A 14,249-nucleotide genomic window follows, 5' to 3' on the forward strand; every position below is an offset into this window, starting at 1 on the left:
TCGATCATACATTATTCGAACCTAGTTTGTGCTATAATCGGCCCACCACAGCCAGCACGCGATGTAAAAGGAATACGAAAATCCATCGTATGAACTGTTTACATCGGTTCTGCCCACAGTTTATCTTGTAATGCAATGGTAAAGAATTTATTATTTATTACTGTAGCCCAAGTATAGTCAATCGTTTGCGCAAATCTCGAAAACGTTGTAGTGAATGGACGCAACAAAGCGAATAAAGAAAAAACAATAATTAATAGAGATATTTTGATCACTATTAATTAAAAACAAGATCGAATAGCAGTTCTACTGAGGCTAGTCCAATTAGTCATTATCATTTTGTTAGCTATATTTGAAGACATAAATTTGAAGACACAAATACAATACCCTAAGTTAAAACCGTATGATAAAAAAGATCTTTTATACCTTAATCTTTATTGGAATACTGCTATTGAACATACAAGCACGAACCGTAGTTCCATTTAATACCAGCTGGACTTTCAAAAAGGGACCTTTTTCTACTTCGACATTAGACTATAATCAACTGTTTGAAGGGAAATGGCAGCTTGTCAATTTACCGCACACCTGGAATGCAAACGATATGCAGGCCAAAGAGATTAAGTCTGGTAGTTTAGGAAAAAATGAGCGTTTTTATACCGGTGATGCTTATTATCGCAAATCTTTTGTTCCCGAAACAGCTTGGAAAGGCAAACGCATTTTCATTCGATTTGAAGGGGTCAATACCAACACAGAAGTATACGTAAACAATCAGCCCCTTCCTACCAAAGAAGGCAAAAATGATATTACCTACGACAATACGAAACGCAATGGAAATTATAACTTCGTGGGCAGACATCAGGGTGGTTATTCTGCATTTGTATTCGAACTGACCACTATGCTCCAATTTGGAAAAGAAAACGAGATTTTGGTGAAGGTAAACAATGAAGCTACTCCACAGGTCATTCCTGTTAACCATACCCTTTTCCCCATGTACGGCGGTATTTATAGACCAGTCGAGCTTATTGTAACCGACGACATCCATATTGCGGTGAATGATTTTGCAGCTAAAGGAATCTATATCACGCAAAAAAATGTCTCCAAGAAAACAGCCGATGTTGCTGTAAAAATAAAAATAGACAACAAATCCGGAAAAAAACAACCAATTGAGTTATTGACAACCGTTTTCGAAAAAGACGGATCGATTAAAGCCAAACAAAGCACACAGTACACGTTGTTACCGCAAGGCCGTCAAACCGTTACGCAACAAATCCTAGTCAAAAGTCCACATTTATGGCAAGGTTTAGATGATCCCTATCTCTATAAGGTGGTCACACAAATCAAAAAGAACAACCAGGTAATTGATGAGGTAACAGCACCTCTTGGTCTTCGTAAATTTGAATTACGAACCGGTGAAGGATTTTTCCTAAATGATATCAAATATCCACTATATGGTGTTTGTCGCCATCAGGATCGACTAGGTAAAGGATCTGCCCTAAGCAATGCAGACCACGACGAAGACCTGGCAATCATCAAAGAAATGGGAGCAACATCGATCCGATTGGCACATTACCAACAGTCTGAGTACTTCTATTCGAAATGCGATAGCATGGGTCTCGTTATCTGGGCCGAAATCCCGTTTGTCAATCGGGTAACCACCTTGGAAGACAACAACGCACAACAACAACTGAAAGAACTGATCCGCCAAAATTTCAACCATCCTTCCATCTATATATGGGGTATGCACAATGAGGTATACTCTCCTTCAGCCTATACCGTCGAACTAACGACCAAATTAAATGACCTCGCTAAATCCGAAGATCCTGATCGCTATACCGTTTCTGTCAGCGGTTATAATGTTATCGACCATCCAGTTAACAATAATGCAGATGTACAAGGCATCAATCATTACTTTGGCTGGTATAATGGTGAATTGGAGAATAAATCAGATAAAGAGGATGATGTCGCCTCCTGGGCAAAACGTATCAGTGAAGAATTCAAAGATTACCGGATTATCTTTTCGGAATATGGTGCAGAAGCCATTCCCGAAGATCAAGCAGAAGAGGTTGGAAATTTTGGAAATCAATGGAGCAATCCATCGTTTTTCCCTGAAGAATATGCAACCAAATTTCATGAAGTACATTGGGGTGTGATATCCAAAAGTCCAATTTTCCTGGGTTCTTACGTCTGGAACACATTCGATTTTGCCACGCCCATTACTGCGCTGAATGTTAACCCCCGGAATTATAAAGGACTGGTTTCCTTTGACCGTAAACTGAAGAAGGATGGCTTTTATTGGTACAAAGCCAATTGGAGCAAAGAACCCGTGTTATATATTACACAGCGTCGTATGATCAACAGAGGTAATGAAATCACGCCTATTACGGTTTATTCGAACCGAGGTGAGCCAACATTGATCATCAATGGGCAAACGATCAAAGGGGCCAAAATTGGTCAGACCAATGTACACTACATCTTCGAAAACGTGAAGCTAAAACTGGGGAAGAATACTGTAGAAGCAAAAGTAATCCAAAAAGACGGTAAGGTATTAACCGACACGATTGAATGGAACTATGACCCAGCGTTTAAACAAGGACCATCGGGACCAACAAAATCGAAAACAGAGCACGTAGGTCTATAATCACGCTAGCAAAGTAATAGACAAAAGACAGGGGTAGCCTAAAAAGTTATCCCTGTTTTTTGTTTAAGGATATATGCCCCCTCGGCTATATTGATCATCATATCACTTACCCTAATTTCAAAAAAGTATTAACCGATAAAAGCGGGTCGTTTACCGAGATTGTCTCGAGACTGGCCTAATGAGCCTCTTTAGCGCCATATTTGCGTCCTATCTTTGAGTCATCAAATAAGAAATAAAAAAATTAAAAAATAAACATCATGGCAACTAAAACAACATTCAGCATCAACAGTAAAACAATTACTAAAGTTTTTCAAGATCTTTTTGATTCCTTTAAAAGCTCCCGTTTAAAAGTTTCATCCAAGAATGGACAAGAATACTTAAATATCTCCCTGCTATTAGCTGTAATCATCGGAATTATTTTCCCTGTAGCTTTCATTGCATTGATTATTTTAAGTCTGATTTCACCTATTGAAATTGCAATCCTTCAAGAAGTAAAAGAAGAGAATGCAAATCAAAAGATGATCGAACTCAAATAAGTAAAAAATAAAGGGTATTACCCTTTATTTTTTTTCTATCTTATCAAAAGGCCTATTCGGAGACAAATTAAATGTAAAATTTCCTTTTGAATCCACACCGCCAGCGCCTCGGACACGGGCTTTGATTTCGTATTTCGATTGGGGATTATAATTCGTTACTGTAAAATTGTAGTAAAAAGGTTTGATCTTGTTGGTTCCCCTAAATTTATCCGCAAGCGCATGATGTCCATCCTCTGCAATGACATGCCCGTCCTGTAGCAATTGTACGGCATCGATCTCCAGGAAATTCTTCCCCTCCACAAAGAAAAATCCAGCTTGCGCTCGTCCATTATCGTAAATCTTCCTGCTCACGTCAAAAGTTAGAAAACTATACGTTTCCTTGATATCATTAGGTCCCCATGATCCCGCAATATATCCCCCCGGACGATAATAATCAATACGCATGGAATCTAATCTTGGAAGATTGGCATCCAATCGATGGCTGAACGCTGTATAATCTTTCGCAGACTTAGCAGCCCATCCAATTTCAGCAACTGCAAGCAATCGCGGAAAATTCTGCACATTCAGGTCTTTAATATCCTGGGCCAACGCTGTCCACATATTTCCCTGAACACCGAGGACAAGCTGATCCTCAGCCGGACTAAGTCCTGCAGAAGGATCAAATTCATACACTCTTTTCAGCGAGTTTATCTGCGGATAGGCCAGGTCAGTCATGGTACCATCATTCCGATCGGCCTGTGTAATATCAAAATAGAGATGCGATGCTGGTGTGGCTACGGCCTTAAATCCATCTTTGGTCGCTTCCTTGATCGCTTCCTCACCAAGCCAGCTCATGATTCCTGTACTCTTCGGCAAGTTTTCAGCATCAGCTAAGATATCATTCCACCCGATCGGTTTTTTCCCTTTCTGGACAATGATATCAGAAACGCGTTGAACGAAATAGCTCTGAAGTGCTTTGACATCCTTAATCTGGTGCTGCTTCATAAAATCCTGCACATGAGCCTCTTTTTCCCACAAATCATGACGAACCTCATCCCCTCCAAAATGAATATAACTACCCGGGAAGAGATTAGCGATTTCGGTGAACACATTATTCAAGAATTCATACGTAAACTCTTTTGTCGGATCCAGTGTATTGGGGGTAAATTGATTTCCCCAATATCCCCAAGATGACACAAAAGGAAAGATGTGATTCGGGTAGGAATTTTTGTTGACCCCAAGTTCAGGATAGGCCAATATTGTCGGCCAGGAATGTCCAGGAACATCAATCTCGGGCACAATCGTGATATTGCGTTCTCGAGCATATTGAACAACTTCCTTGATCTGCTCCTGTGTATAAAATCCACTGCGTTCTGCAGGTTGCTTTTCTGTTCGATGAAATACCGTCGCATTTTCCATGGTCAATTTCGGATATTTCTTTATTTCAATCCGCCAGCCTTGGTCATCCGTCAAATGCCAATGGAAAATATTCATTTTGTATAATGCCATGACATCCAAATACTTTTTCACGGTTTTCACATCAAAGAAGGTCCGGCTTACATCTTTCATATAGCCGCGCCAATGATAGCGGGGATAATCTTTAATTTTCACTGCTGGAATATTCCAGCTTATTTCTTTGGTTGGGTTACTACCCTCGAAAGCTGTCGGTAAAAGTTGCCGCAGTGATTGCGTTGCATTGAAAAGCCCATGGGAGCTTTTTGCTGTCACGACCACTCCCCGATTGGAAACCTCAAGCTGATAGCCTTCATCATTAGGTGTTGTCAATTTAGGGTCTAGTCTAAATTCAATACTATTGCTCGCCTGTTTCCTCACGTTCAGGGGATAATGCGTTACTTTTCTCAGCTGCTCAACAAACAAAGACACATCTTTCACATCGCAGTTCTTAAAACTTAAGGTAGTTTGTGGATTTAACAGAAACTGGCCTGCTCCCCTATTGATTTCCTGAGGCTTGGGGATAATATCAATCCCAGACTGCGCATGGAGCCCTTGCGCAAATAAAAGGGATAACGCTACTGAACAGAGGAGTGTTTTCATTAAAATTTAAGTTTTTATTTTTAAATAAACAGACAAAAAAAAGACCGTTTATTGGTTTCGTTATGCAAAATAAAAAATAAAAAATGATCCTTCTACTCCAACTTTCAATCAAACGATTGTGTAAGATTTTCAAAAAGTAGCTCGTTGGCTACAGGCACACCAAGAGGATATCATTTTTTAGTATTAAATTTGACTTCCAGACAAAACAAAATAGGCTATAGTTAACTTATTGGGGTGAAAGAACAATAACGTGAAAAACAGTAAAAAATTATTTATTATCAGGACAGTTTTAATTGCTTTCCTGATTCTTTCCTTGGTTTATATCGGTTCGATATTTACCTATCAATATATTGAGTACCAAAAGACTGAAGCCCGTTTAAATAAAGCTTACAGCTCTAAGAATCAATTGACTAATCTTTTTTACGAACTCTTCTCCTCTTACAACGCTGCTGGAAATGCTTTTCGCTCTTATACCGTGGACTTCAGTGCCGAAAATTTAAAGAATTACAGCAATAGTTTAGATACGTTACGATTTTATATTGATTCCCTTTCGAAGTTATCTTCCCAAAAAGGACTTACTTTCTCTACAAATACTTCCTTGGAACAAAATATCACTCTTTCAGACGAGTTTGCTCACATCAAATTAGCAGTTGACAACATGATTTTTTTGGCCAAAGACTCGCTGTCGCTCTTAACGAAAACGAATAGAACCATTCGTCCAGGGAATAATCGAATACTTGCAGATTCTGTTGTCAATAAAATATTACGAGATACCGCACTCAATGTAAGTAAGAAGGATACCATTGTCCGAAAGAAAGAAAAACTCTTTACGCGTATTTTCAAAGCCAAAAACGACACCCTGGTTTCCGATAAACTCGAGCAAAATTTCAACGTTAATCAAATCAAGGCAATACATAGCCAGATCCAAAATTTGATCGAACAAAATGAAACATTCCATCGGCAAGATTTCAGTAAGATTCGTCGTTCATTTGCGGAGCTTCAACACAAGGAAAGACAGCTTCTACAATCTAATTATAACTTATTCAGCACGATTAGTACAGCCTTGCTTCGCATTAAGACCCATGAAGATGAGATACTAAGGGCTGCTGAAATTCAAGATTTCAAACTCTATAGAGAAAACTCTTCCATTTTTGGCAAACAGGTCATCGCTTCTATTATTCTCATGATTATTATGGTGACACTCTTGTTGTCCTACCACTACAATACACTTGTGTATGAGCGTAAGCTTACTGCCGCTAGAGATTATGCCTTGCGAACAGCGAAAGAGAAGGCCAGTATACTGGCCAATGTAAGTCATGATGTGCGCACACCGGTCAATTCTTTGGTCAGTGTTATTGATCTGCTAAAGAGCAATGCGGCAAACAATCGGGTCAACCCTATTTTATTAGACTCCATTACACAAGATATCCATGTGATCAATGATACTGTGGAAGATATTCTGAATCTTGGTAAACTAGAGTCTGGTACACTAGAAATTAAGGCTGAGTATTTTTCGCCAACTCAATTGCTCGCGAACCTCATAAAAATGCAGCAGGCTCAAGCAGATAAAAAAGGGTTAAAACTCATCAGTTACATTGATATCGATCCAGACATCTTAATCAAAAGCGGAACGTATCGTGTACGCCAGATTGTTTCTAACCTCTTGAGCAACGCCATTAAATATACAGATAAGGGGCAGATAGAGGTAAAAGCCTTTATCAGCAGAGACCAGGGATCCAAATTACATATATTAGTCAACGATACAGGAAAAGGTATTTCGGCAAAAGATCAGGAGCATATTTTCGAACAGTATTATATGACCGATCAGAAATCCAAGAATAGTTTTGGATTGGGATTACATATTTCTAAACTCATGGCCGAACAGCTAAACGGAACGTTAAGTGTTAGCAGTCAACAGGGCAAGGGATCAACATTTACATTAGTCGTTCCATTCACCGAAGAAAAGAAAAACAGGAAACAAATTACGAGCTTGGATAAGCTCTCAAAAGAGCTACGCTTTGTCGTTATTGATGACAATCCGATCAATAATCTATTCGTAAAACAAGCATTGCAACATTTCGAAGATGTGAAAATCTATCAGGATTCATCTACTGCAATAGCCTATCTGAAGGAAAATAGAACGGATATTATTATCACCGATCTCAAAATGCATGGCCCTACCGGTTGGGATATCCTCAATACGGTCAAAGACAACAATAGCGTAAAGGGATGGAATAGCAAAGTTATTGCGCTGACGTCAGACGAATCACAAGTAACCGTGCAGATTCCCGAAGGGCAGCTACATCAATTTGATGGAGTAATGGTTAAACCATTTAATTTAAATGCGTTCTTACCGTTTATCTAACAAGTATAGAGTAGGCAATAGACAACTTAGTTTCTAGGAGTTGCGAAGTAATTTTGATTTGTAGTAGTCAAATTCTTCTTGTGTAATGGCGCCATTATCCAGTAACTGTTTAAATTTGGTTAATTCGTCGGCAATATTTGATCCTGTGTTACCTTTATCAATTTGATTTGTACGGTTGTTGGATTGGTTTATATAATTTTGACGAAATTGTGCTTCTTGGTATTCGATAACACGTTGCATGGAATATTTCTTTTTCGAGAAAAGAGCAACAAAAAAACCTATAATTGGGCTTACTATTAGTGAAATTGCAAAAATTGGCAAAAAGCCTATTTCCCTATTCTTTCCAATTAAGCCAATTAAAGCAGATCCTCCAACCCAAAATAATATCATTAATTCCATTTTCTAAGTTTAAATTTCACAAAATAATTTCCTTAAAAATAATAAATAATTACTAAGTCACTTCATCAGGTTGACAGAAACTATTTAATTTAAGATTATACACACTGATATACCTAGAAAGAGAGGCTTTCTCCCATCTTTAAGCTACGTTCATAGGGATCTGGTCAGGTATAACCTAGAAATTATGATTAACGACTGCAAGACTTATTGATATTCAGCTATACGATACTGGTGAAGGGCTATTTGGTTTACAATAAACGGTGGCTATTTAAGGTTCTCCGCCACCCTGGTTAATATTCCGGATAGGCCGCAGAGCGCGATCCGTTTATCCAGGACTCATCCTGCAGCTTGTGGCTATCAATAAGGGAGCATTTGGTTTAAGGGCTAATGACCGATGTACCATTACCACTGAGCACAGTGACAGTTGCAGGATAGCGACGGTTGCGAAACAGCTTCCGATGGACAAGGCTCACCGACGGTCCTGTGCTGCGATAACCGATAGGCGGAGGATCGGCAATAGCCTGTACATGGAAATACGGAAGTATCCAAACGAAAGAAGCCCTTGACTGTTTCCAGCAAGGGCTTCCGTGTAAAAAAAGGCACCGACCTACTCTCCCACCTGTTACGGCAATACCATCGGCTCTGGCGGGCTTGACTGCTCTGTTCGGAATGGGAAGAGGTAGACACCGCCGATATAGGCACCTAAAAATCTTTATTGACATGATCATGATTGATATCATGTTATTCATGCCAACTGACATAGCTATTGAAAGAGGTTCGTTTCTTGTTTGTTTCAAAAATTAAAGAGGAAGACAACAGTGTCTGTCTGCTTGAGAAAGCTTCGGGCTATTAGTACCACTTGGCTTTGGTCTCTCAACCTTTACACCTATGGCCTATCAACGTAGTCATCTTCTACGACCCTATAAGGAAGTCTCATCTCGTGGCTAGTTTCGCACTTAGATGCTTTCAGCGCTTATCTATTCCAGACGTAGCTACCCTGCCGTACACCTGGCGGCATAACAGGTTCACCAGAGGTCTGTCCAACCCGGTCCTCTCGTACTAAGGTCAGATCCACTCAAACTTCCAACGCCCACAACAGATAGGGACCGAACTGTCTCGCGACGTTCTGAACCCAGCTCGCGTGCCACTTTAATGGGCGAACAGCCCAACCCTTGGGACCTTCTCCAGCCCCAGGATGTGACGAGCCGACATCGAGGTGCCAAACCTCCCCGTCGATATGAGCTCTTGGGGGAGATCAGCCTGTTATCCCCAGCGTACCTTTTATCCTTTGAGCGATGGCCCTTCCATACAGAACCACCGGATCACTATGTCCGTCTTTCGACCCTGTTCGACTTGTCGGTCTCACAGTCAAGCAAGCTTATGCCATTGCACTCCACGTACGGTTACCAAGCGTACTGAGCTTACCTTTGAAAGCCTCCGTTACCTTTTTGGAGGCGACCACCCCAGTCAAACTACCCACCAAACAATGTCCTCGGCATGACCGAGTTAGAAACCGAATACAGAAAGGGCGGTATTTCAAGGTTGATTCCATGACTCCTGGCGAAGCCACTTCAACATCTCCCGCCTATCCTACACATCCTGTACCCAATCTCAATGTTAAGCTATAGTGAAGGTGCATGGGGTCTTTCCGTCCCGTTGCGGGTAATCGGCGTCTTCACCGATACCACAATTTCACCGAGCTCATGGCTGAGACAGCGCCCAGATCGTTACACCATTCGTGCAGGTCGGAACTTACCCGACAAGGAATTTCGCTACCTTAGGACCGTTATAGTTACGGCCGCCGTTTACTGGGGCTTCGATTCAATGCTTCTCTTACGATGACATCCCCTCTTAACCTTCCAGCACCGGGCAGGTGTCAGGCCTTATACTTCATCTTGCGATTTTGCAAAGCCATATGTTTTTGTTAAACAGTCGCCTGGGCCTTTTCACTGCGGCTGCTCATCGCTGAGACAGCGCCCCTTCTCCCGAAGTTACAGGGCCATTTTGCCGAGTTCCTTAGCCATGACTCACTCGAGCACCTTAGGATTCTCTCCTCGACCACCTGTGTCGGTTTGCGGTACGGGTCTTCATAACCTGAAGCTTAGCGGGTTTTCTTGGAAGTCTGTTTACCTGCTCTATCAGCGCCACCGGAGCTTTGCTGTACTATTGGGTTTCAGCAGGGTCGGCGGATTTGCCTACCGTCCCTATACCTACGCCTTTCAACGAACTATTCCGTCAGTTCGCGGCAGTGTCACTACTCCGTCACCACATCGCAGTTATGAAGAGTACTGGAATATTAACCAGTTGTCCATCGGCTTGCCCCCTTCGGGTGCGCCTTAGGTCCCGACTGACCCTGATCCGATTAACGTTGATCAGGAAACCTTGGTCTTTCGGTGGGCGGGTTTCTCACCCGCCTTATCGTTACTTATGCCTACATTTGCTTTTCCATAACCTCCACAGTTCATTGCCAAACTGCTTCTCCGGCGATGGAATGCTCCCCTACCAGATGCACCTAAGTGCAAATCCATAGCTTCGGTACCGTTCTTGATGCCCGTTTATTATCCACGCCCGGCCGCTCGACTAGTGAGCTGTTACGCACTCTTTAAATGAATGGCTGCTTCCAAGCCAACATCCTAGCTGTCTGGGCAACCGGACCTCGTTAGTTCAACTTAGAACGAATTTGGGGACCTTAGCTGATGGTCTGGGTTCTTTCCCTCTCGGCCTTGGACCTTAGCACCCAAAGCCTCACTGCCGGCTATATTTGATAGCATTCGGAGTTCGTCTGGATTTGGTAGGATTTGACTCCCCCGCACCCAATCGGTAGCTCTACCTCTATCAAACTCTACGCCGACGCTGTTCCTAAAAACATTTCGGGGAGTACGAGCTATTTCCCAGTTTGATTGGCCTTTCACCCCTACCCTCAGGTCATCCGGAAACTTTTCAACGTTTATCGGTTCGGTCCTCCATTACATGTTACTGCAACTTCAACCTGCCCAAGGGTAGATCACAAGGTTTCGCGTCTACCTCATCTGACTATGCGCCCTATTAAGACTCGCTTTCGCTTCGGCTGCGTCCCTGAAGGACTTAACCTTGCCAGACAAGAGTAACTCGTAGGCTCATTATGCAAAAGGCACGCTGTCACAGAACTTGTCTGCTCCAACCGCTTGTAAGCACACGGTTTCAGGTTCTTTTCACTCCCCTGTTCGGGGTTCTTTTCACCTTTCCCTCACGGTACTGGTTCACTATCGGTCTCTCAGGAGTATTTAGCCTTACCAGATGGTGCTGGTGGATTCCCACAGGATTTCTCCGGTCCCGCGGTACTCAGGATACCACTATGTCAACATTCTTTACCTGTACGGGGCTCTCACCCTTGTCGCGCAGTTTCCCACCTGCTTCCAGTTCATAGCGCTGTACAATCTCGTGGTCCTACAACCCCGACCATGCCGTAACATGATCGGTTTGGGCTCTTTCCCGTTCGCTCGCCACTACTTGGGAAATCATTGTTATTTTCTTCTCCTACGCCTACTTAGATGTTTCAGTTCAGCGCGTTCGCGTTTTATACGACTATTCTTCAAATAGTCAGGTTGCCCCATTCGGAAATCTCTGGATCAAGTCGCATTTGCCAATCCCCAAAGCTTATCGCAGCTTATCACGTCCTTCTTCGCCTCTGAGAGCCTAGGCATCCCCCGTGTGCCCTTATTTACTTTCTTCACCGGCATAGCCTTTTGCCACTATGCGGCTGCTTTTGATATATATACACGTATGCTAGGTTCGGGATCGTTCGGCCTTGACCGAGGGTCTCTCCCTTACTTCAAACACATACACGTATTGTCTCTATACTGTTGTCTTCTCTTGTAATTTTTTTTCTCTTTCAATATGTCAAAGAACTCTTTTTCCGGTTTATTTTAGGAGCATCTGTCGATGTTCCTCCCGGAGATGTGGAGAATAACGGATTCGAACCGTTGACCCCCTGCGTGCAAGGCAGGTGCTCTAGCCAGCTGAGCTAATTCCCCTCTTTTTTTCGTAGTCCCGAGCAGATTTGAACTGCTGACCCCTACATTATCAGTGTAGTGCTCTAACCAACTGAGCTACGGGACTAGCTTATCTTGTTCATCTCTTTCTCTCAGTACTGCTCCTTTCGGGGCGGGCACTTTCTTCTGATGTTTTCTCTTTTTGCAATCATATGTAACGTGACGAGTACCGATCCGCGATACTCTAGAAAGGAGGTATTCCAGCCGCACCTTCCGGTACGGCTACCTTGTTACGACTTAGCCCCAATTATCGGTTTTACCCTAACACGCTCCTCGCGGTAACATGCTTTAGGTACCCCCAACTTTCATGGCTTGACGGGCGGTGTGTACAAGGCCCGGGAACGTATTCACCGCGTCATTGCTGATACGCGATTACTAGCGAATCCAACTTCATGGGGTCGAGTTGCAGACCCCAATCCGAACTGTGAATGGCTTTTAGAGATTAGCATCATATTGCTATGTAGCTGCCCGCTGTACCATCCATTGTAGCACGTGTGTAGCCCCGGACGTAAGGGCCATGATGACTTGACGTCGTCCCCACCTTCCTCACTGTTTGCACAGGCAGTCTGTTTAGAGTCCCCACCATTACATGCTGGCAACTAAACATAGGGGTTGCGCTCGTTGCGGGACTTAACCCAACACCTCACGGCACGAGCTGACGACAGCCATGCAGCACCTAGTTTCGTGTCCCGAAGGACGAATGCGTCTCTGCATTCTTCACTAACTTTCAAGCCCGGGTAAGGTTCCTCGCGTATCATCGAATTAAACCACATGCTCCTCCGCTTGTGCGGGCCCCCGTCAATTCCTTTGAGTTTCACCCTTGCGGGCGTACTCCCCAGGTGGATAACTTAACGCTTTCGCTTGGACGCTGGCTGTCTATCGCCAACATCGAGTTATCATCGTTTAGGGCGTGGACTACCAGGGTATCTAATCCTGTTCGATCCCCACGCTTTCGTGCATCAGCGTCAATACCAGCTTAGTGAGCTGCCTTCGCAATCGGAGTTCTAAGACATATCTATGCATTTCACCGCTACTTGTCTTATTCCGCCCACTTCAAATGGATTCAAGCCCATCAGTATCAAAGGCACTGCGATGGTTGAGCCACCGTATTTCACCCCTGACTTAATAGGCCGCCTACGCACCCTTTAAACCCAATAAATCCGGATAACGCTCGGATCCTCCGTATTACCGCGGCTGCTGGCACGGAGTTAGCCGATCCTTATTCTTCCAGTACATTCAGCTTCCTACACGTAGAAAGGTTTATTCCTGGACAAAAGCAGTTTACAACCCATAGGGCAGTCATCCTGCACGCGGCATGGCTGGTTCAGGCTTCCGCCCATTGACCAATATTCCTTACTGCTGCCTCCCGTAGGAGTCTGGTCCGTGTCTCAGTACCAGTGTGGGGGATTCTCCTCTCAGAGCCCCTAGACATCGTCGCCTTGGTAAGCCGTTACCCTACCAACTAGCTAATGTCACGCGAGCCCATCTCTATCCTATAAATATTTAATATCCAACCGATGCCGGTCAGATATATTATGCGGTGTTAATCTCTCTTTCGAGAGGCTATCCCCCTGATAGAGGTAGGTTGCTCACGCGTTACGCACCCGTGCGCCACTCTCACCGTCTTCGAGCAAGCTCTCCGACGGATCCCGTCCGACTTGCATGTATTAGGCCTGCCGCTAGCGTTCATCCTGAGCCAGGATCAAACTCTCCATTGTAAAATGAAGTTTTTGATTCCAACTATTTACATAATCAGAATTCTTTTTTTTATATCTCTGATCTTGGATCGAATTGAACTAATTCTTGAATTTGTTCATGACTTTCGTTTTGTCTACTCGTCACGCTTACATGATTGTGTTTTCTTAAAGAACTTTGTCGCTTCAACTTCCGTATCCGCTATATTCCGATGGGCATTGCGCCCCTCTTTATCGTTTTGTTTTTCCCTTCGTTTCCGTTGGGACTGCAAAGGTAGAAATCTTTTCTGAACTTCCAAAAACTTTTTGAAGTTTTTTTTCTTTTCCCTTTTTTCGATTTCCGCGTTTAAAATAAACTGAGCAGGATTTTAAATCCTGCCAGGCTTCTCTTAAACCCTTCTTTTTTCATGGTTCCTTCTTTCAAAGCAACCGTCCCTCCCTTGCGGAGTGGTGCAAAGATAGGGAGTTTTTACAATCACTTCCAAGCCTTTTGTTCTTATTTATTTCATTTTGCCCTTAACTGCCTGTAACGGTGCGAGATTCTTTTCGTAAAAC

Annotated in this window: 5 protein-coding genes, 2 tRNA genes and 3 rRNA genes; 3 read left to right on the forward strand and 7 right to left on the reverse strand. The window is 43.1% G+C overall.

Annotated elements, in window-relative coordinates; all coding sequences use genetic code 11:
* The first annotated feature begins 400 nt into the window (after positions 1-400).
* Positions 401-2,635: a glycoside hydrolase family 2 protein gene (locus HS960_RS19335; protein WP_182330416.1), complete on the forward strand. Its 2,235-nt coding sequence runs from the start codon at positions 401-403 to the stop codon at positions 2,633-2,635.
* Positions 2,636-2,892: 257 nt separating this feature from the next.
* A complete protein-coding gene (locus HS960_RS19340) occupies positions 2,893-3,171 on the forward strand; it encodes a DUF4342 domain-containing protein (RefSeq protein ID WP_182330417.1) in 279 nt (92 codons plus the stop codon).
* Between the two features lie 24 nt (positions 3,172-3,195).
* Here HS960_RS19340 and HS960_RS19345 read toward each other — a convergent pair whose 3' ends face one another.
* A complete protein-coding gene (locus tag HS960_RS19345) occupies positions 3,196-5,205 on the reverse strand; it encodes a beta-N-acetylhexosaminidase (protein WP_182330418.1) in 2,010 nt (669 codons plus the stop codon).
* Positions 5,206-5,455: 250 nt separating this feature from the next.
* Here HS960_RS19345 and HS960_RS19350 point away from each other — a divergent pair, with 250 nt between their 5' ends.
* Positions 5,456-7,570: an ATP-binding response regulator gene (locus HS960_RS19350; protein WP_182330419.1), complete on the forward strand. Its 2,115-nt coding sequence runs from the start codon at positions 5,456-5,458 to the stop codon at positions 7,568-7,570.
* Positions 7,571-7,603: 33 nt separating this feature from the next.
* On the opposite strand, the gene HS960_RS26820 is transcribed toward HS960_RS19350, so the two are convergent.
* The 6 genes from HS960_RS26820 to HS960_RS19380 form a co-directional block, all read right to left on the reverse strand.
* Positions 7,604-7,969, reverse strand: coding sequence for an SHOCT domain-containing protein (locus tag HS960_RS26820; protein WP_202883703.1), 366 nt, complete (start codon positions 7,967-7,969; stop codon positions 7,604-7,606).
* Between the two features lie 594 nt (positions 7,970-8,563).
* Positions 8,564-8,675 (reverse strand): 5S ribosomal RNA (rrf, locus tag HS960_RS19360).
* A gap of 124 nt (positions 8,676-8,799) precedes the next feature.
* A 23S ribosomal RNA gene (locus HS960_RS19365) occupies positions 8,800-11,679 on the reverse strand.
* A 229-nt stretch (positions 11,680-11,908) separates the two neighbouring features.
* Positions 11,909-11,982, reverse strand: a tRNA-Ala gene (locus tag HS960_RS19370).
* Positions 11,983-11,993: 11 nt separating this feature from the next.
* Positions 11,994-12,067: transfer RNA gene (locus HS960_RS19375), tRNA-Ile, on the reverse strand.
* 121 nt (positions 12,068-12,188) lie between these two features.
* Positions 12,189-13,718 (reverse strand): 16S ribosomal RNA (locus tag HS960_RS19380).
* The 16S, 23S and 5S rRNA genes sit together here with 2 tRNA genes alongside, the layout of an rRNA operon.
* Between the last annotated feature and the right edge of the window lie 531 nt (positions 13,719-14,249).

This window comes from Sphingobacterium paramultivorum, from assembly GCF_014109745.1.
GTDB classification, from domain to species: domain Bacteria; phylum Bacteroidota; class Bacteroidia; order Sphingobacteriales; family Sphingobacteriaceae; genus Sphingobacterium; species Sphingobacterium paramultivorum.

Coding starts and splice junctions, on each gene's coding strand:
- HS960_RS26820 (WP_202883703.1), bottom strand. CDS start 7,969: ATGGAATTAATGATATTATTTTGGGTTGGAGGATCTGCTTTAATTGGC.
- HS960_RS19340 (WP_182330417.1), top strand. CDS start 2,893: ATGGCAACTAAAACAACATTCAGCATCAACAGTAAAACAATTACTAAA.
- HS960_RS19335 (WP_182330416.1), top strand. CDS start 401: ATGATAAAAAAGATCTTTTATACCTTAATCTTTATTGGAATACTGCTA.
- HS960_RS19345 (WP_182330418.1), bottom strand. CDS start 5,205: ATGAAAACACTCCTCTGTTCAGTAGCGTTATCCCTTTTATTTGCGCAA.